Here is a 19,030-nt window from a genome sequence, read left to right on the forward strand (position 1 = left end):
TGAGCGTGTCGAAGTGCGTGCGGGGGCTTGCGGGGCCGCCCTTCGACAGTCAGGGACCGGGTGTGGCTCAGTGACCTGCGGCAAGTCCACGGCCCGCCGGCCGGCGTCAGGCGCGGATGTCCTTCGTGAGCTCCTCCACGAGGGCGGCCCGCTGCTCGCGGGTGGACGGCCGACCCTCGGCGTCGGGACGCTCCTGCCACGGGAACGGTCCCGAAGCGCGGCGGTACTCGACCCCGAGGGCCTCGAGGCGGACGATGTGCTGCTGCAGCCGCGCCTCGAAGCCCGCGAGGTCGCGCTCGCGGCCGACCCAGGCGACCTCGGCGAGGGCGCACAGCCGCGGGTATGCCTGGTAGTCGATGACGCGGGCGGAGTCCATGTGCTCGGTCCAGATGTTCGCCTGCACCCCGATGATGTGCTCGGCCTGCGCCTCCGTCAGCTCAGCCGGCACCGGCTCGAAGGCGTACACCTCCGCGACGGTCAGCGGTGGCCCGACCGGGATCGGCTCACCCGGCAGCTCCGACTCGCGGTAATCGAGGTAGACGCGGTCGTCCGGGCAGGCGATGACGTCGTACCCCTGGCGTGCGGCGGCGACCGCACCGAACTCGCCGCGCCATGAAGCGACGGTCGCGTCCTTCGGCAATCCGCCGCCCTCGAGGATCTCGTCCCAGCCGTACAGGCGTCGGCCGGCGGCGGACAGGTGCGCCTCGAGTTGCCGGATGAACCACGCCTGCAGCGCTTCGACGGAGTCGAGCCCGCGCTCGGCCATGAGGGCTCGCGTTCGAGCGCTCGCTGCCCAGCGGGTCTTCTTCGCCTCGTCGCCACCGACGCCGATGAAGGTCGATGGGAAGAGCTCCATGACCTCGTCGAACACGGTGCGGAAGAACGCGACCGTCTCCTCGCCCATGTCGAGGATCGCCTCGTTGATGCCCCACCTCGTCCACACCGACGGCTCGTCCGCGTCCTGCGCCACATCCGGCACGCCCAGCTCCGGGTACGCGGCGATGATCGCTCGCGCATGACCGGGCAGGTCGATCTCGGGGACGACCGTGATGGACCGCTCAGCGGCGTAGGCGACGATCTCGCGCAGGTCGTCCTTCGTGTAGAAGCCGCCGTGCGGGCGGCCGTCGCCGGGAGCGTGCCGTGCTGCGCCGTGCTGGCTCTCGGTCCGCCACCCGCCGACCTCGGTCAGCTTCGGGAACGCGTCGATCTGGATCCGCCAGCCCTGGTCGTCGGTGAGGTGGAAATGGAGGACGTTGAGCTTGTGGCGCGCGGCGAGGTCGATGAACCGCAGCACGTCGGACGTGGGGAGGAAGTGCCTGGCCACGTCGAGCATGACGCCGCGCCACCCGAAGCGCGGGGCGTCGTCGATGGTCGTCGCCGGGACGGTCCAGTCGACGCCGGGGACGAGCGCACGGCGGTTGACCGCAGGGGGGAGGAGCTGGGTCAGGGTCACCGCGCCGGAGAACGCGCCGGAGGCGTCGGCGGCGACGATGCGCACACCGTCCGCGTCGACCACGAGCCGGTAGCCGCCGGCCGCGACGGTGTCGTCGTGGATGAACGCGATGCTGTCGGTCCGCAGGTCGATCCGTGCGTCGAGGTCGAACCCGGTCGACGTCTGCAGCACCCCGCGCAACCAGCGGGTCGCGGCCGAGAAGCGGCGGTCACCGCCGAGCCCCGTCGTCTCGCTCAGCGTGAAGGCGCCGTCGTGCTGCTGGATGGACACGGGCAGTGGAAGCATCGGTGGTTCTCTCCTCGAATGCTGATGGGCCGTTCTCAGGACATCTGCGGCGCGGCTGGCCGGGAACCCGGTGACACGCCGGAGGACTCCTGAGAAAGGTCCCGGATGGTGGAGGTCAGGACGGGCGGTCGACGAGGGTGGTGAGCCGGTCGGCGATCAGCGTATCCGAGACGACGGTGAGCGGCGACTGACCGGCCTCGGCGGCGAGCTCGGCGATGCTGCGGCCGACGAGCTCGCGGAGGTCGGGGTGCGACACCTGCGCAATGCGCACAGCGGACCAGTCGACGCGCTCGTCGAACGGCGGCTCGGCGAAGGCGCGTTCGAGTTCGTCGACGATGGCGTCGTCCCGGAGACGGTCGATGACGGCGTCGCCGCCACCGCCCGTCACCCAGGTGGGCAGCAGGGCGGTGAGGGCGGTGCCGCGGAGGACGCCGCCCGGGAGGATGGTGCCGGTGCCGTGATCCATGGGCCGCACTCCAGTCGTCGGGCGATTGCGCATGTTGCAACGGGGGTTGCGTCAATGCCCGACAACTGTAAAGGGTCCGAACAAACGTGTCAACGCTGTGGAGACGGGGTTGCGGGGGAGGGTTGCTCGGCACTTCGACAGGCTCAGTGACCGGGGAAGGGTGGGCCTCGTGACCGGTGGCCGGTGGGCCAGCGAGCGGGGAGGGCAGATCGGCACTTCGACAGGCTCAGTGACCTGGGATGCGGCTCAGTGACCGCGGGAGGGCGGCTCGGTGGCCGGGGGAGGCGGGCTCGGTGACCGGACCCGCCCGGCTCAGTGACCGGGCGGGTCCGGGCCCGGCGGCCGGGCGGGCGGCTACTCCACCAGGCGGAGGCGGACCGCCATGAACTGGCGGCCGGGCAGGTCGACCCGGACGGTACCGGTGTACGTGCCGGGCAGAGTCTCGACCGTCATGTTCCAGGTGTCGAGCACGTCGACGTGGAACTCGCCCTCGGGGAGGAAGACGTTGCGGAACCGCGGCCGGTTGAAGCCGAAGTAGCCGATGACGTACCGGCCGGCCACCCCGCCCCACGGCACGTCCCAGTCGCCGGGGAGCGGGTCGAGGACGCCCGTCGGGGACTCCGCCGAGATGCGCTCCAGGAATGCGATGCGGTCGGGACTCGAACCGATGAGCGGACCGCCCTTCGACCAGAACAGCTCCTCCCGGTCGTTGAGGTAGGTCTCGCCGTGGCCGACGTAGCCGCCGCGGATCGCGCCCTCCCAGAACCGTCGCACCATCTCCTCGCCGGTGATGTTGCCCCAGCCCTGGTCGATGTCGCCCTCGTACGCGCACTCGTCGATGACGATCGGCTTGCCCCACTGCTCGCGCCAGGCGTCGGTGTTCTCCGCGGTCCGGTAGACGTCGACGCGCTGCACGCTGCAGTGCGTGATCCAGGGCTTCGTGTAGTCGTAGAACCCCTGGCAGTTGTGGATGGAGTTGAGGTGGCCGTGCGGGTCCTCCGCGCCGACGACCGCCGCGAGTCGCTCCCAGTCGTCGTTCGTCTTCGCCCAGAGCAGGTCGTACTCGTTCGCCATCGACCACCACACGTTCGCGAACGCGGTGAGCCGGCGGACGGCGTAGCGGAGGTACCGTTCGTCGACGGCCGGACCGAGGTCCGCGAAGCCCCAACGGTCGTAGGCGTGGAAGAGGATCAGGTCCGCCTCGATGCCGAGCGCGCCGAGCTGGGTGATGCGCCGCTCGAGGTTCGCCCAGTACGTCGGGTCGAAGCGCTCGTGGTCGAACCCGTCTGCGAGTGAGCCGACGAAGGGGAACGTCTCCGGCTCGTTCGCGTTGTAGAGGTACGACTTCGGGAACACGCACATCCGGATCTTCGTGAACGGCGCGGCTTCGAGGGCGCGGAGCGTCTCCTCCTGCAGTTCCTCGAGCTGGTGCGTCCAGGCGTAGGCGGTCGTGCCGAGCGGGCGGTGGCGGGTGCCGTCGGCGTGGGCGAAGTGGAAGCCGTCCACGCGCACCGGTCCGTGGCTGCCCGTCGCCGCGGCCGACACGGTGAACGCGCCTGCGACGCCGTCGAGTGATCGGGCGGTCGAGCTCGTGGTGAACGACCACTCGCCCTGCTCCTCGGCGAGCAGCCGCACCAGGTACCGGCCGTCGCCGTCGTAGAACCCGCCGACGGTGAGCTCGCGTGCGCCGTTCGTGAACGTCGCGCCGAGTTCCACGTCGACGAACGGGTTGCCGTGCGACGGCCCGTCCAGCCGGATCTCGACGACGCCGTACTGCGGGACGTCGCCGGGGACCGTCAGGGTCGCCGAGCCGCGCGGGACGTCCTGGCCCTCGTAGTCGGGAGCGGGCTCGATCGCGGCGCCGTAGGGTGCGCGGGCGTCGGGACCGTCGTCGACCTGTGCGAGCGCCGCCCAGAGACGATCCTTCGCCGCATCGTCCTGCAGCTCCGGCACGATCGCCGACAGCTGCCCGAGACGGATGCTGCGGAACTGCTTGGCCATCGGCGAGGCGGCGATGCCGGGCAGGAACTGCTCGAGGACGGTGCGACCCGCCGGGCTCTCGATGACGTCTCCGAAGGCGGAACTGCGGTCGAACATGGATCTCCTGTGATCAGCCGAGCGGGTCGGCGGCGGGTGCTACTGGTGCAGGCGGTGCGAGTGTTGCACGTGGAACAGTCGAGTGGGGGTTATCGCGCAACTCCTGATGCCGGAGTGGCTGCAGCAAGCGCTGCGTCCACGTCGTCGAGCATCGACGGCGGCGTGAACATGAGGAGCTGACGGACGGTCCGACCACGACTCCACTGGGTGCTGCGGCGGATGTCGTCGGCCTTGGCCTGATCGTGGGCACCCACCGAGCTGAGGAGGGCGTCGTACGCGGCCGGTCGGTCGATGATCTCGGAGAGCGGCGAGTCGAGGCCGAGCGTGATGTCGTCGTCGGCACTCGAGCCGGCGTCGGGGACCTCGACCGTCCAATCGTGGCGACCGGACCCGATCGTCTCCTCCGCGGCACCCGGCAACGCGACCGTCGCCGTCGTGTTCGGCGGCACGACCGCCGACACCCGGAGGGACGACCCTTCGCGTCGCCACGCCACCGACGCCTCGCCGTAGGGCGTGACGTGTCGGGCCTCGGCGTGGTCGAGTCCGTCGATCGGCCGCGGTGCGATCCGGAGTTCGCGGTAGCCGGCACCCGTGGGAGCGAGGCCGGCTACGGTGCGGTGCAGCCAGTCGGCGACGGCGCCGAGCGCGTAGTGGTTGAACGAGGTCATCTCGCCCGGGTTGACCGAGCCGTCCTCGAGCAGGCTGTCCCAACGCTCCCAGATCGTGGTCGCGCCCTTGGTGACGGGCGAGAGCCAGGAGGGGTTCTCGGTCTGGAGCATGAGGCGGCCGGCCGCGCGGAGGTGTCCGCCGTCGGCGAGTGCGTCGGTGATGAGCGGCGTTCCCACGAAGCCGGTGCCGATGCGGTAACCGTCGGCGCGGACGAGGTCGGCGAGGCGGTCTGCGAGGCGTTGCCGCAGGGCGGGGTCGTCGACGAGGTCGAACCGCAGGGCGAGGGCGTACGCGGTCGGCGCGTCGGACATCATCCGGCCGGCGGGCGTCACGTACTCGGCGGTGAAGGCCGCCCGACTCCGCTCGGCCAGTTCGCCGTACCGCTCCGCGTCCGCCGTCTCCCCGAGGAGCCCGGCGGTGTCGGCGAGGATCCGGAGCGATCGCGCGTGATAGGCGCTCGCGACGATGTCCGAGTCGACCCTGGCCTTCGCCGGCTGGTCCGGCGGCGCGCTCGGGTCGAGCCAGTCGCCGAGCTGGAAGGTGTTCGACCAGAGACCGTCGGTGCTCACCCGGAGGACGGCCTCCACCCAGGAACGCATCGACGGGTACTGCTCGCGCAGGATCCCGAGGTCGCCGTAGCGCTCGTGGAGCACCCACGGCACGACGGTCGCGGCATCGCCCCAGGCCGCGGTCGGCCCGCCGCCGGCGAAGCCGGACAGCGCGGCCGGGACCACCATGGGGACGACACCGTCCTGGTGTCCCTGCTCGAGCGCGAGGTCGCGCAGCCAGGAGTCGAGGAAGGCGGAGCTGTCGTAGAGGAAGCTCGCGGTCGGAGCGAAGACCTGCAGGTCACCCGTCCAGCCGAGCCGTTCGTCGCGCTGCGGGCAGTCGGTCGGGATGCTCAGGAAGTTGCCGCGCATGCCCCAGACGACGTTCTCGTGGAGGCGGTCGAGCAGCTCGTGCGAGGAGGAGAACCAACCCGTGCGCGTGAGGTCGCTGTGGAGGACGACGGCGGTGACCGACGCCGGGTCGAATGCGCCCGGCCAGCCGTCGATCTGCGCGTAGCGGAAGCCGTGGAAGGTGAAGCGCGGCTCGATCGTCTGTTCGCCGTCGCCCGAGAGCGTGACGTGGTCGGTGGCTGCGGCGTTGCGGAGGGGACGCAGGGCGAGTTCGCCCTCGTCGAGGACCTCGGCGTGCCGGAGCGTGAGCGTCGTGCCCCGCGGGCCGGCGACGGTGAGCCGGAGGCGGCCGACGAGGTTCTGGCCGAAGTCGAGGATGGTCGCGCCCGACGGCGAGGTGAGCACCTCCGCGACCGCGCGTTCCTCGATGCGGCGGACGGGCGCGGCGATCCGGGCCTCCGGCACCGGGTGCGCAGCGTCGTCGACGAGGGCCGGGGCCCAGGTGGACGCGTCGAGCGCCGTCGTCGACCAGCCGGGTTCGACCAGGGTGGTGTCGATCGCCTCGCCGGCGTAGATGCCGCTGTCGACGAGCTCGGCACCGTCTGCCGCCGACCAGCTCGCATCGGTGACGAGCGTCTCCGTCGTCCCGTCGAGGTAGTCGAGCTGCAGCTGGGCGGCGAAGCGTGGCTGGTCGCCGTAGATGCGCTCGGCGAACTGGAAGAACCCGTACCGCTCGGTGTACCAGGCGCCGGCGACGGTCGCGGCGATGACGTTCTCACCCGGCTCGACGAGCGCGGTGACGTCGACGGTCTCGTGCACGAGGCGGTCGCCGTAGGCGGTCCAGCCGGGGGAGAGGACGTCTTCCGAGGCGGGCATCCCGTTCAGCTGCGGTTCGGCGGCACCGAGCGCGGTCCAGAACAGCCGGGCGCGACGGACGGGCCCGCCGACCGTGAAGGTGCGGCGCACCCGGATCGGTTGCGCAGGACGCTCGGGCGCCGCGAGACCGATGAAGCGGGCGGTCCAGGCTCCGTCGGCCAGGTACGCGGCCTCGACGACGGCCGGCTCGCTCCAGGGTGTCTCCTCCCCAGCAGTCGACGCGGCACGGACTTCGACGGTGCGCACCTCGTCCGGGGCGAGTGGTGGGAACGGCCAGGAGACGAGGACGGAGTCGCGGCCCTCGACACGCGCCGTGGCACCACTGCCGTCCCGGAGCTCGGCCCAGGCCTGCACCCAGTCGGAGCCAGCGGTCTCGACGGTCCAGCTCAACCGAGGCGTCGGCGTCGCAACCGCGGGGCTGTCGTCACGGGTCTCCGCCCGCAGCCGGCCGATCCGCGCGACGTGCGCGGTCATCGGGAGATCCCGGCTGCGATGGTGACGACGTGCTCGTCCACGAGGTCGACGACGGACGATCCGATCCGGAGGGTGACGTCGCCTGGCTCGACCTGCCAGCCGTCCGCCCAGTGGGCGAAGACCCGGGCCGGCAGCGCGACCTCCCAGGCGACCGACTCGCCGGCACCCGCGCGGACGACAGCCGATCCGACGAGCCAGCGCACGGGGCGGTCGACCGATGAGTCCGGTCGCTCCGCGTACACCTGCACGACGTGCTTGCCGGCGCGGTCGCCGGTGTTCGTCGCGGTCCCGGAGACGCGGGCGTCACCGGAGGCGACGTCACCCGAGACCTCGCCACCGTCGATGGACCAGCTCGTGTACCCGAGCCCGTGGCCGAACCAGTATGCGGGCGTGGCACCCGAGCGGAGCCACGCGCGGTAGCCGATGTGGATGCCCTCCTCGTAGCGGAGCACGCCGTCCACCGGGGTGACGTCGAGCACCGGGACCTCGTCGAGCGCCGCAGCCCAGGTGGTGCTCAGGCGACCACCGGGTTCGGCGACCCCGAGCAGCACGTCGGCCAGGGCGTTGCCCATCTCCTGTCCGCCGAACCAGCCGAGGAGCACGGCGGCGACCTCGTCGCTCCAGGGGAGCAGGACCGGGGCGCCGGAGTTGACGATCACGACGGTGCGCGGGTTCACGGCGGCGACGGCGCGGACGAGCTCGTCCTGACGGCCAGGGAGGGTGAGGTCGCTGCGGTCCCAGCCCTCCGATTCGACCTTCGAGTTCGTGCCGACGACCACGACGGCGACATCGGCCGCGCGGGCCGCCTCGACCGCCTGGGCGATGAGGGCGTCGGGGTCGGAGTCGTCGGGAGCGCGACCGACGGTGACGCTGATCGCGCCGAGACCGTTCTCGCTCGGGGAGAGGTCGAACTCCGCGCGGAGTTCGACGGCGACGTCGGCCTGGGCGGCGAACGCCCCGGTCGCCGACGGCGGGGCGAGCAGTGCCGCGCCGAGGTCGTTCCCGACGACCACGGGTTGCTCGTCGACGAGGAGGACGCCGTCGACGAAGAGCCGGCCGTGGAGCCCCGTGGCGAAGCCGAGCCGCAGCTGCTCGGTGGCCTCCGGCGTGTACGTGGTGGTGAGGACGAGCTGCGACGCCGTGGTGACCGGAGCGTCGCCGCCGAACCAGACGAGCGCGGTGGATCGGCGGTCCTCGGTGAAGAGTTCCACACCGTCGGCGTCGAGGAACGTGGCGACGAGACCGGGGTCACCCGTGCGCGGATTGGTGAGGCGCTCAAGCGGGAGTTCGGCGACGCCCTCCTGCACGATCGCGCCGACGGCGTAGTCGATCGTCGCCTCGGGGAGCGCGAGTCGGAGTCCCTCCAGCGGGCTGACGGTGTGCTCGGGGAGGACCGTCGCGCTGCCACCGCCCTGGGTGCGCGAGTCGCGGGCGTTGTGCCCGATGACGGCGACGCGGGTGAGCGCGGCGGCGTCGAGGGGGAGCGTGCCGTCGTTGTCGAGCAGCACGACGCCCTCGGTCTCGGCCTCGCGGGAGAAGGCGACCCCGTCGACCGGGGCCGGCGCCAGCGCTTCCTCGCCGAGGGCACCGACACGGGCCGCGAGGGCGAGGAGTCGGGCGACCTTGCGGTCGACGTCGGCTTCGGCGACGCGGCCGTCGCGGACGGCCTCGACGAGGGCCGCGCTCCATGCAGGAGCGGGGCCGGGCATGGCGAGGTCCTGCGACGCCGGCGCCGAGCCGAGGCTGCGGACGCCGGTCCAGTCGCTGACGACGACGCCGTCGAAGCCCCACTCCGAGTTGAGCGGCGTCTCCAGGAGGTCGTTCTCGCTCATCGTGACGCCGTCGACGGAGTTGTAGGCGCTCATGATCGCCCAGGTGCCGGCCTCGGTCACCGTGCGCTCGAACGGCGCGAGGTAGAGCTCGCGGAGGGCGCGCTCGCTCGCGTGCACGTCGACCGTGAAGCGGTCGGTCTCGGAGTCGTTGGCGACGTAGTGCTTCGGGGTCGCGGCGACGCCGTTGTCCTGCAGGCCGCTGACGTAGGCGGCCGCGAGCGATCCGGTCAGCTCCGGGTCCTCACTGAACGCCTCGAAGTGCCGCCCGCCGAGCGGGGAACGGTGGAGGTTGATGGTCGGGCCGAGGACGACGTCGACGCCCTTGCGGCGGGCCTCGGCCGCGGCGACGGCGCCGTATCGGTAGGCGAGCGACGGATCCCACGATGACGCCAGCGCGGTCGCTGACGGGAGGTTGATCGACGGCGAGCGCTCGTCCCACAGCGGACCGCGGACGCCGGCCGGCCCGTCGGACAGGACCATGGCGCGCAGGCCGATCTTCTCGAGCGGCACCGTGGTCCAGAAGTCGGCACCGGAGACGAGCGCGACCTTCTCCTCGAGGTCGAGCCGGGCGACGAGGGCGTCGATCGCCGCGGTGTCGACGGGCTTCGTGGCGGCGGCGTGCCGGGGAGTGGTGATGGTCATGCGATGTGGGTCCGTTCTGGGGTGGCCCTTCGACAAGCTCAGGGACCGGATGGTGGGTCTCGGGGACCGGTTGTGGGTCTCGGGGACCGGATGTGGGCCCTTCGACGAGCTCAGGTGCCGAGCGATGTGCGTGGTGCGCCCGGCCGGCCAGGTTCCTGGCCCCGGCCGACCGGGCGGTCGTGGTGATCCGGACGGATCAGGCGGCTGACTCCGCCGCACGCTGCTCGTCGATGAGGCGGCGTCGCTCCACCCGACGGTCCTCCTGGCGGTCCGGGTCGGGGATCGGTGCCGCCATGAACAGGCGCTGCGTGTAGGGGTGGGCCGGGTGCGCCGTCACCTGGTCGCCGTCGCCGGACTCGACGATCTCGCCGTGGTACATGACCGCCACGCGGTGGCTGATGTGCCGGACGACTGCGAGGTCGTGCGAGATGAACAGGTAGGCGACGCCCGTCTGCTCCTGGATGTCGATGAAGAGGTCGAGGACCCGCGCCTGCGTCGACAGGTCGAGGGCCGACACCGGCTCGTCGCACACGATGAGCTTCGGATCGAGGGCGAGCGCCCGGGCGATCGCGATGCGCTGCCGCTGGCCGCCCGAGAACTCCCGGGGGAGCCGTGAGGCCGCGCCGGTCGGCAGCTGCACCTGGTCGAGCAGGGATCCGACGCGCTTGCGGGCGTCGGCACCGGAGACACCGCGGACGGTGAGCGGCTCGGTGAGGATCTGCTCGATCGTGAGCGAGGGGTTGAGTGAGGAGTACGGGTCCTGGAACACGACCTGGATCTCCGAGCTGAGTGCCCGGCGCTCCTTGCGCTTCAGGTGCCCGATCTCCTGGTCGCGGTAGCGGATGCTGCCGCCGGTGACCGGGGCGAGGCCCAGCACGGCGCGACCGAGCGTGGTCTTGCCGGAGCCGGACTCGCCGACGAGACCGACGGTCTCACCGGGCTTGATGTCGATCGACACGCCCTTGAGCGCCTTGAACGACTGGGCACGGAACCCCTTGCCCGGGTACTCGACTTCGAGGTCCTTCACCTCGAGCAGTGACGACGTCATCGGGTCTCTCCTGTCAGGTTCGTCGCGAGTGCCGGTCGGGCGGGACCCTCGTCGAGGATCGCGCCGAGCAGCGACTGCGTGTACGGGTGCTGTGCGTGGTTGAAGATCGAGCGCACCGGCCCGGTCTCCACGATGAGGCCGTTCTGCATGACCGAGACGCGGTCGCAGAGGTCGGCGACCACCCCGAAGTTGTGCGTCACGAGGAGCATCGCCATGTGGCGCTCCGCCTGGAGGTCGCGCAACAGGTCGAGGACCTCCGCCTGCACGGTCACGTCGAGGGCCGTGGTGGGCTCGTCGGCGATGATGATGTCCGGGTCCGTGGAGACGGCGCCGGCGATGAGCACACGCTGCGCCATACCGCCCGAGACCTCGTGCGGGAACGCGGCGAAGGTGCGCTTGGGGTTCGGAATGCCGACCCGCTCGAGCAGGGCGAGCGCCTTGTCCGTCGCCTCCTTCTTGCTCAGGCCGAGGGTGACGCGCAGGGGTTCGACGAGCTGGCTGCCGATCGTGAACGCCGGGTCGAGGTTCGACATCGGCTCCTGCGGGATGTAGCCGATGCGCTTGCCGCGGATGGCCGTGTACTCGCGCTCCCCGAGGGTGTCGAGTCGGGTGCCCTCGTAGCGGATCGTGCCGTCGGTGACCCGGCCGCCGCGGGGCAGGAGTCCGAGGACGCCCCACGCCGTCTGGGTCTTGCCCGAGCCGGATTCACCGATGAGGCCGTGGACCTCGCCCTTGCGGATGTCGAGGTCGACGCCGTGGACGACCTCGGTGACCCGGCCGCCCTCCTGGTCGTAGCCGACGCGGAGGTCGCGGACGCTGAGGACGAGCTCCTCGGCGCGAGCGGAGGCGCGAGCGTCGTCGTCGTGACGGATGGGCGGGACGCCGACGATCTCGTCCTCGCTGATCCCGGAGGTGCTGATCGACTGGGTGACGATCGTGTTGGAGCCCGTCTTCGACGTCGTCACGATCTTGCGACGGCGCCGACGGACGGACACGGTGCGCTCGAGCTCGTCGCGCATCGCGTTGGCGAGCAGGGTGAGCGCGATGCAGGTGAGTGCGATCGCGAGCGACGGCCAGACCATGAGGATCGGTGCCTTGTAGATGTTCGTGAAGCCGTCGTTCAGCATCGAACCCCAGGTCGGCACCGACAGGTCGCCGAGACCGAGGAACTCGAGGCCGGACTGGATCGCGATGGCGATGCCCGCGATGATCGCCGACTGGATGATGATCGGTGCGCGGACGACGGAGAGGATGTGCTTGCCGATGATGCGCGGGTCGCTGAGGCCTGAGACCCGGGCGGCGTCCACGTAGAGCTCCGAGCGCACGGCCGTGACCGCCGCATAGACGAGGCGGAAGTAGGAGGGCGAGAGCAGGATGCCGAAGATGGCCATCGAGATCCAGACCGACGGGCCGAGGACGGCGCGGGCGGCGAGGAGGACGACGATGCCGGGCAGCGCCATGATGAGGCCCGTGAACCAGGACGACACGGAGTCGAACCAGCCCTGGTAGTACCCGGCGATCAGCCCGGCGACGACCCCGATGACGATCGCGACGACGAGGGCGAGGAGCGCTGCGGCGACGCTGATCTGGGTGGCGGCGAGCAGACGGGAGAACACGTCGCGCCCGGCGCTGTCCGCTCCGAGGAGATGGTCGGCGCTCGGTGGCGCCAGGACCTGTTGCAGGGACGCGAGGTTCGGGTCCTGCGGGGCGATGAGCGGTCCGAAGATCGCGACGACCCCGATGAGCGCGAGGAACACGAGCGACGCGGCGCCGATCGGGCGCTTGAGGAGCCGACGCAGGAGGTTGACGCGGACCTGCGGGGTCGGGACGGTGAGCGGGGTTTCGATGGCGGTCATGACAGTCGCACCTTCGGGTTGAGCGCAGCCTGCGCGAGGTCGATGAGCAGGTTGACGACGACGACGATGATGGCCGTCGCGATGACGACCCCCATGACGATGGGGATGTCGCCCTGAGTCGTGGCCTGCACGGCGAGCTGACCGATGCCCGGGAGGGCGAAGATCTGCTCGATGATGACCGCGCCACCGAGGAGGCCGATGAACTGCACGGCGAGGACCGCGAGGGCCGGGCCGCCGGCGTTCCGCAGCACGTGCTTGTAGATGACGCGGCCCGTGCCGAGCCCGCGACTGCGGAGCGTCCGGACGTAGTCCTTCGACATCGCGTCGACGACCGAACCGCGCACCTGCTGCGAGACCGTCGCGATGGCACCGATCGCGAGGGCGATGATCGGCAATGTCACCGAGGCGACCCAGCCGGAGAAGGACGTGGTGATCGGGATGTACCCGGTGGCCTTGAACAGGCGGAGGTTGATCGCGAAGGTGATGACGAGCACGAGCGCGATGAGGAAGCTGGGGATCGCGAAGCCGATGACGGAGATGAACTGGACGACGTTGTCGATCCATCCACCGCGACGGGCGGCGAGGACACCGAGGATGACGGACACGATCGCGGCGATGATGGTCGCGCCGAGCACGATCGAGAGGGTGACGGCGAGGCGGCCGGTGACGCCGGAGGAGACGAGCTGGCCGGTGAACCACGAGCGGCCGAGGTCGCCCTGGAAGGCGGAGGTGATCCAGTCGAAGTACTGCACCGGCAGCGGGCGGTCGAGGCCGAGTTCAGCCGCCTTCTTCGCGACGGTCTCGGTGGTGGCGCTCTGGCCGAGGATCCGGCGGGCGATGTCGCCGCCGCCGAGGTAGAGGAGGGAGTACGCGATCACGGAGATCACGAAGATGAGGACGACGCCGGACACCAGGCGTCTGAGGATGAATCCGAGCATGGGTCACTCCAGGAAGTGGGTGAGTGAGGGGTGTTGGGGCCGGCCCGTCCGAGCGCTGGGCACTCGGGCGGGCCGGGGTCGAACCGACGTGCAGCCGGCCGGTCCCGGTCCCTTGAGCCGGTCGACGGGCGAACCCCTCGACCGGCTCAAGGATCAGCGGACTACTTCGGCTGGATGTCGTAGATGGACGGGTACGCGTTCGTCGGGATCATCTTGACGGTCGTGTTGGCGTCCGTCGCGAAGCTGCCCTGCACCCGGTAGAAGGGGGCGAACCAGGCCTGCTCGACGATGTAGGCGTTGAGTTCCTTGGCGACCTTGCCCTGCGTCGCCTCATCGCCGTACTGGATCTGCTTGATGTACTCGTCGACCTTCGGGTCGTCGTACTTGAAGGGGTTGAAGACGGCGTTCGGGGCGATCATGAACTGGATGAGCTGCCAGTCCGGGTTCTGCTCCAGCGCCATGAAGGAGACGGGGAACTTCGGGGCCAGGAGGTCGGCGATGAAGTTGTTGCCCGGGTCCGTGTACTCGGCGGTGATGCCGACGTCGGCCAGCTGCTGCGAGATCAGCGTGTAGGTGGTGGCGCCGAGCACCGTGGAGGACGGCATCGAGAGCGTCAGGCCGTCGGCGTAGCCCGCCTCGGCGAGCAGTTCCTTGGCCTTCTCGGGGTCGTAGCCGTAGCGGTCGTCGAGCGACTTGTCGTAGGCGGGGGAGTTCTCCGGGAAGACCTGACCCGTGACCGTGCCGTTGTCGTTCTGCAGCGCCTTGAGCAGCGCCGGGCGGTCGAACGCGTAGTTGATGGCCTGGCGGACGCGGACGTCGGCGATCGCCGGGTTCATCGTGCCGGCGCGGTCGAGGAGCAGCATGCCCTGGAAGTCGAGTTCGTTGGCGTTGACGGTCCAGCCGGCGCCCTCGACCTCGGCGAGGTTGTCGTTGTTGGCGAGCTTGATGCCGTTGACCTCGCCCGACTTGACGGCGTTCAGGCCTGCGGTCGCGTCCTGGAGGACGTTGATGGTCAGCTTGTCGTAGTGCTGCCAGTCTTTGTTCCAGTAGTCGGGGTTCGCGGTGTAGCCGTAGCTCGTGCCCGTGACGGTCGCGGCCGTGTCGAGCATGTACGGTCCGGAGCCGACCGGGTTGGTGGCGAGGTCGGGGCTGTCGAACGACTCGGCGCTGGCGATCAGGCCGGGGTCGCGGGTGAGGTAGTTGAGCATGGCCGGGTCGGGTGCACTCAGGGTGATGACGACGGTGGTGTCGTCGGGTGCCTCGACGGAGGCGACGCCCGCGAAGTAGCCGGCGTCGGGGGAGGTGCCGGTCTTGAACCGCTCGAGGTTCTGCTTGACGACGTCGGCGGTGAGCTTCGACTTGTCGGTGAAGGTGACGTCGTCGCGGATCTTGAGCGTCAGGACGGTGTTGTCGTCGTTGTACTCGTAGGAGGTCGCGAGCGACGGGACGATCTCACCGTCGGCGGTGGCGACGAGCAGGGTGTCGAAGACGGCCTGGTAGAAGGGCGAGCGGTTGCCCCACTCGGAGCCGGCCGGGTCGAACGTGGTGGGGGGAGTGATCGCACCCAGGATCAGGGTGCCACCGGAGCCGCTGTCAGAGCCGGAGGTGCTACCGGAGCATCCGGTGAGCACGAGTGCAGCAGCGGTGACCGCGACGGCTGCGGTCGTCTTCCATCGGAACATCTTTGTCCATTCGCTGTGAGCAATCCCTCATCGGATCGCTGGTGATTGAGGACGCTAGCATGAAACCCGAGTGGTCACTAGCTTTTTGTTTTCGGCCATGTCACAGTTGGATCACGACCAGGCCGCGGCGTTCGACGGGGAACGCGCTATCGTGAAGCCGTCCGAAGGGGGAGGTCGTCCGATGACATCGGTCAAGACCGGGAACAAGCCGCAGGGGAAGCCCCGCGGCGCATATGCGAAAACCGGTATGAAGCGCGTCGCGATCCTCGACGCCGCGCTCGCCGTCTTCGCCAACGGGGGATATCGCGCGGGTTCACTGCGGGAGGTGGCCGCGCAGGTGGGGATGAGCGAGGCCGGGCTCCTGCACCACTTCCCGAACAAGAGCGCGCTGCTCGCCGCCGTGCTCTCGCACCGCGACGACCTCTCGGCGACGCTCGTGCCGATGGACGGCGACGACCCGATCGAGACGCTCCGGGGGCTGGTCGCGCTCGCCCGGTACAACGCTTCCGTGCCCGGCGTGGTCGCGCTCTACTGCACGCTCTCGGCGGAGGCGACCTCGCCCGACCACCCGGCGCACGACTACTTCGTCGAGCGCTACGAGGGCACGCGCGGGCGGCTCGAGCGCACCTTCGGGCTGCTCGTCTCCGCAGGACGGGTGCGGGCTGACTTCCCCACCACCAGCGCGGCCTTCATGACCCTCGCGCTCATGGACGGACTGCAGGTCCAGTGGCTGCTCGCACCGGAGTCGGTCGACATGGCGGACGAGCTCCACGCCTTCCTGTCGGGGCTCCTCGGCGCAGAGCTGTAGCGGCCGAGCGGCCGGCGCGGTAGCAGGAGATCCGCGCGGTGGCAGGAGCCTCTGGGTGAGTGCGTCCTGCTCCGGCGCTGATCTCCTGCTGTCGCGCTACGGCGTGGTCGTGCGGGCGTCGCGCAGGTCCGCGCCGACGGAGGCGTAGGAGACGCCGCGGCGGTGCCGGGTGAACGATACGGAGACGACGGCCGTGGTGACGATGATGAAGCTGAGGATCCCGATGATCCCGACGATCGTCTGCGTGAGGCCGCTCGTGGCGTCGGGTATCTGCGCGGCGGTCGTCGTGGCGATGTACGGCAGGGCCACGACGGACCCGCGGTAGAGGCGCCGCGCCGCCGATCCGCGTCCGTCCGGCCACTGCGGAGCGAGCCAGACGAGGCGTTGCCCGAGCGACGCACCGCTCCCGATGAGCGCCGGCAGCACGATCACGAGGACGACCGTGCCCGCACCGATGCTGAGGACCTCGGGCAGCGTCGGGTCGTTGGCGGTCCCGGTCGCGCCCGTGAGCAGGACGCGTGGGACGACGAACACGAGCGACAGCACCGTGATCGAGAGGTTCACGGCGAACGCGTCGAGCACCATGCCGAACCATCGGCGCCAGACGGTGATGGGTCGCGCCCGGTCGCGGGTGGCGCGCAGGGCTCGCGCGCTCGGCATCCACCCGAGGATGATCGGGGCGATGAGTGCTCCGATCGCGGCACCGGCCGTGTTCGTGATCACGTCGTCGACGTCGGCCACCCGGTAGGCGCATTCGTACAAGCCCCAGATGCCCGTGTACTGCGTCGACTCGATCAGCAGGGAGACGAGCGCCCCGAGCAGGATGGAGACACCGAGCCCACGGCTCCAGTACCGCCGCGCGATGGCGCCGAACGGGATGAACAGGATCACGTTCAGGACGACCTGGAGGAACGCGTGGCTCGTCAAGGTGCTCAGGACGGAGAGCCCAGCGGTCTCCCGTGCGATGTCCCCGATCGAGTGTCCAGGGATCAGCTCGAGCGCGCCGTGGGCCGTGCTGCAGTTCGCGCGCTCGTCCGGCAGCGGCAGCAGCGTGTACGCGACGAGGGCCACCGCGTAGACACTGACCGCCGCAGCGCCGATCACCCGGGGGAGCGACATCTGGCCGTAGCGACGGAGCTGCACGAGCAGGATCGGGCCGAGGACGGCGAAGAAGATCAGCGTGCCGCCGACGAGTCCGACCCACGCCTGCCATGTCCATCCGCTCATTCCGACAACTGTAGGGCGCTCGCCGCGCCGTCGGCATCAGTCGGCGGACGGACCCCGGTCATCCTGCGGAGGGTGCCGAACGGCTGACCCCGCGTCCGATGCAGGCGATGATGGAGTGTGCCGACGCTCATCGTGACCACCCACCCCGACTCCGACTCCCTCACCCATCACCTCGCCCAGCGGCTCGCGCAGGAGCTGCGATCGACCGCCGGCTCGACCAGCGTCGAGGTCGCGGACCTCGCTGCGGAGGGCTTCGACCCGCGGTACACGCTCGCCGACCGCCACACCTACCGAGTCGGTGGCGACTTCACCCCGGACGTGGCCGCTGAGCAGGGGCGGCTCGACCGGGCCACGGACCTCGTCCTCGTGTTCCCGGTGTACTGGTGGTCGGCGCCCGCACTCCTCAAGGGCTGGTTCGACCGCGTGTTCGTCAATGGCTGGGCGTTCGGCCTCGACGCGGACGGCGGGATCGTCCGGAAGCTCGACCGCCTGCGCGTGCACCTCGTACCGATCGCGGGCGACGACGCCGGGGTCTACGACCGCCACGGCTACGAGCAGGCGATGCGGACGCAGCTCGAACACGGCATCGTCGACTTCTGCGGCGCTCGCCGCGGGGTGACGGCGTACGTCCACGACTCGGAAGGCGAGGACGCGGATGCGCGGACGCGTGCGGTCGAGGCGGCGGTGGCCGCGGTCGTCGAGGCGATCCGCGCCTGACCGCCCTTCGACAGGCTCAGGGACCGGGACAAGCGCCCTTCGACAGGCTCAGGGACCGGGACAAGCGCCCTTCGACAGGCTCAGGGACCGGGACGACCGCCCTTCGACAAGCTCAGGGACCGGGACGAGCGCCCTTCGACAAGCTCAGGGACCGGGACTCGGTCACTGAGCCTGTCGAAGTGCTACGCCGTGAGCGTGCGGTTCAGCCGTTCGGTCGCGGTGTCCATGTGGTGCTGCATCGCGGCCGTCGCGGCGGCGGGGTCGCCCGACATGATCGCCTCGTAGACGGCCTCGTGCTCCTCGAAGGCGCGCTGGGCGTCGACGTCCTCGTGGATGCCGCGCTCCACCCAGATGCGGAGGAGCGAGCGGATGCTCTGCAGGAGGTCGGACAGCACGCGGTTCCCGGTGGCGGAGGCGAGCTCCAGGTGGAACTTGAGGTCGGCCTCGATGAACTTGGTGCGGTTGGCACCCGCCTCGCTCATCGCGGTGAGGTGGTTGCGGAGCCGGTTGCGTGCCATGTCGTCCATGCGCGTCGCGGCGAGGCCGGCGGCGAAGACCTCGAGCTGCCCACGCACCTCGATGAGTTCGCGGGTCCGTGGTTCGCCGAGCATGAGGCCCCAGCTGAGTGTCTCGGGGAGGAGCTCGGAGACGCTGCCGCGGAGGTAGGTGCCGCTGCCCGGGCGGACGTCGACGACGCCGAGGATCTCGAGCGCCGCGAGTGCCTCGCGGACGGCTGAGCGCCCGATGCCGAGGGATGCGGCGAGCTGACGTTCCGGTGGGAGGCGGGTCCCCGGGGCGATCTCACCGCTCGTGAAGTGGTCGAGCAGACGCTTCGCGACTGCGGAGACGGCGGATCCCACGGCGACCGGTCCGAGGCTGGACGAGATGTCGTCGGTCGGCCGATCCGGGAACGCAGGCATGGGTTCACTGTATCGCGGCCCTTCGACAAGCTCAGGGACCGGGAGGGGTGCTCGGGGGCCAGCGATGCTTGAATTGGTCAACCGGTTGATGTATCGTTCATTCCGGTCCGGCCCGGACCACGCCCTGCCCGCGGCATCGAT

The 19,030-nt window shown here is 70.4% G+C and carries 13 protein-coding genes; 2 read left to right on the top strand and 11 right to left on the bottom strand.

All coding sequences use genetic code 11. The features are described 5' to 3' along the window. Nucleotides 1-106 precede the first annotated feature (106 nt). The 9 genes from IFU30_RS01905 to IFU30_RS01945 form a co-directional block, all read right to left on the bottom strand. Complete coding sequence (locus IFU30_RS01905) at nt 107-1,738, bottom strand: beta-N-acetylhexosaminidase (RefSeq protein ID WP_192004117.1); 1,632 nt, start codon at nt 1,736-1,738, stop codon at nt 107-109. Between the two features lie 115 nt (nt 1,739-1,853). Next, on the bottom strand, nt 1,854-2,204 hold the full coding sequence (locus IFU30_RS01910) for a hypothetical protein (RefSeq protein ID WP_079704496.1): 351 nt from the start codon (nt 2,202-2,204) through the stop codon (nt 1,854-1,856). Nucleotides 2,205-2,558: 354 nt separating this feature from the next. Next, on the bottom strand, nt 2,559-4,301 hold the full coding sequence (locus IFU30_RS01915; protein ID WP_192004118.1) for a DUF5605 domain-containing protein: 1,743 nt from the start codon (nt 4,299-4,301) through the stop codon (nt 2,559-2,561). Nucleotides 4,302-4,390: 89 nt separating this feature from the next. Next, complete coding sequence (locus IFU30_RS01920) at nt 4,391-7,219, bottom strand: family 78 glycoside hydrolase catalytic domain (protein ID WP_192004119.1); 2,829 nt, start codon at nt 7,217-7,219, stop codon at nt 4,391-4,393. Further along, on the bottom strand, nt 7,216-9,693 hold the full coding sequence (locus tag IFU30_RS01925) for a beta-glucosidase family protein (protein ID WP_192004120.1): 2,478 nt from the start codon (nt 9,691-9,693) through the stop codon (nt 7,216-7,218). The genes IFU30_RS01920 and IFU30_RS01925 overlap by 4 nt, the downstream gene beginning before the upstream one ends. 196 nt (nt 9,694-9,889) lie before the next feature. Continuing rightward, nucleotides 9,890-10,741, bottom strand: a complete 852-nt coding sequence (locus IFU30_RS01930; protein ID WP_064295413.1) for an ATP-binding cassette domain-containing protein — start codon at nt 10,739-10,741, stop codon at nt 9,890-9,892. Next, a complete protein-coding gene (locus IFU30_RS01935; protein WP_124768000.1) occupies nt 10,738-12,597 on the bottom strand; it encodes a dipeptide/oligopeptide/nickel ABC transporter permease/ATP-binding protein in 1,860 nt (619 codons plus the stop codon). The genes IFU30_RS01930 and IFU30_RS01935 overlap by 4 nt, the downstream gene beginning before the upstream one ends. Continuing rightward, nucleotides 12,594-13,535: an ABC transporter permease gene (locus tag IFU30_RS01940; RefSeq protein WP_079704501.1), complete on the bottom strand. Its 942-nt coding sequence runs from the start codon at nt 13,533-13,535 to the stop codon at nt 12,594-12,596. Before IFU30_RS01940 ends, IFU30_RS01935 begins: the two co-directional genes overlap by 4 nt. A 161-nt stretch (nt 13,536-13,696) precedes the next feature. Beyond that, on the bottom strand, nt 13,697-15,217 hold the full coding sequence (locus IFU30_RS01945; RefSeq protein ID WP_192004121.1) for an ABC transporter substrate-binding protein: 1,521 nt from the start codon (nt 15,215-15,217) through the stop codon (nt 13,697-13,699). Between the two features lie 247 nt (nt 15,218-15,464). On the opposite strand from IFU30_RS01945, the gene IFU30_RS01950 reads away from it, so the two are divergent. Further along, the gene (locus IFU30_RS01950) at nt 15,465-16,025 is read left to right on the top strand and encodes a TetR/AcrR family transcriptional regulator (RefSeq protein ID WP_240043986.1); all 561 of its coding nucleotides are present in this window, start codon (nt 15,465-15,467) and stop codon (nt 16,023-16,025) included. Nucleotides 16,026-16,121: 96 nt separating this feature from the next. Here IFU30_RS01950 and IFU30_RS01955 read toward each other — a convergent pair whose 3' ends face one another. Beyond that, nucleotides 16,122-17,252: a VanZ family protein gene (locus IFU30_RS01955; protein ID WP_192004122.1), complete on the bottom strand. Its 1,131-nt coding sequence runs from the start codon at nt 17,250-17,252 to the stop codon at nt 16,122-16,124. A 117-nt stretch (nt 17,253-17,369) separates the two neighbouring features. On the opposite strand from IFU30_RS01955, the gene IFU30_RS01960 reads away from it, so the two are divergent. Further along, a complete protein-coding gene (locus tag IFU30_RS01960; protein ID WP_192004123.1) occupies nt 17,370-17,969 on the top strand; it encodes an NAD(P)H-dependent oxidoreductase in 600 nt (199 codons plus the stop codon). A gap of 182 nt (nt 17,970-18,151) precedes the next feature. On the opposite strand, the gene IFU30_RS01965 is transcribed toward IFU30_RS01960, so the two are convergent. Then, nucleotides 18,152-18,889: a FadR/GntR family transcriptional regulator gene (locus tag IFU30_RS01965; RefSeq protein WP_064295407.1), complete on the bottom strand. Its 738-nt coding sequence runs from the start codon at nt 18,887-18,889 to the stop codon at nt 18,152-18,154. Nucleotides 18,890-19,030 lie beyond the last annotated feature (141 nt).

Origin of the sequence: Plantibacter sp. CFBP 8798 (genome assembly GCF_014841195.1) — a bacterium.
Classification (GTDB): domain Bacteria; phylum Actinomycetota; class Actinomycetes; order Actinomycetales; family Microbacteriaceae; genus Plantibacter; species Plantibacter auratus.

Bases quoted from the DNA above. Each gene is read 5' to 3' on its own strand.
- IFU30_RS01945 (WP_192004121.1), bottom strand. From the start codon at position 15,217: ATGTTCCGATGGAAGACGACCGCAGCCGTCGCGGTCACCGCTGCTGCA.
- IFU30_RS01920 (WP_192004119.1), bottom strand. From the start codon at position 7,219: ATGACCGCGCACGTCGCGCGGATCGGCCGGCTGCGGGCGGAGACCCGT.
- IFU30_RS01905 (WP_192004117.1), bottom strand. From the start codon at position 1,738: ATGCTTCCACTGCCCGTGTCCATCCAGCAGCACGACGGCGCCTTCACG.
- IFU30_RS01965 (WP_064295407.1), bottom strand. From the start codon at position 18,889: ATGCCTGCGTTCCCGGATCGGCCGACCGACGACATCTCGTCCAGCCTC.
- IFU30_RS01930 (WP_064295413.1), bottom strand. From the start codon at position 10,741: ATGACGTCGTCACTGCTCGAGGTGAAGGACCTCGAAGTCGAGTACCCG.
- IFU30_RS01915 (WP_192004118.1), bottom strand. From the start codon at position 4,301: ATGTTCGACCGCAGTTCCGCCTTCGGAGACGTCATCGAGAGCCCGGCG.
- IFU30_RS01910 (WP_079704496.1), bottom strand. From the start codon at position 2,204: ATGGATCACGGCACCGGCACCATCCTCCCGGGCGGCGTCCTCCGCGGC.
- IFU30_RS01925 (WP_192004120.1), bottom strand. From the start codon at position 9,693: ATGACCATCACCACTCCCCGGCACGCCGCCGCCACGAAGCCCGTCGAC.
- IFU30_RS01955 (WP_192004122.1), bottom strand. From the start codon at position 17,252: ATGAGCGGATGGACATGGCAGGCGTGGGTCGGACTCGTCGGCGGCACG.
- IFU30_RS01940 (WP_079704501.1), bottom strand. From the start codon at position 13,535: ATGCTCGGATTCATCCTCAGACGCCTGGTGTCCGGCGTCGTCCTCATC.
- IFU30_RS01950 (WP_240043986.1), top strand. From the start codon at position 15,465: ATGAAGCGCGTCGCGATCCTCGACGCCGCGCTCGCCGTCTTCGCCAAC.
- IFU30_RS01935 (WP_124768000.1), bottom strand. From the start codon at position 12,597: ATGACCGCCATCGAAACCCCGCTCACCGTCCCGACCCCGCAGGTCCGC.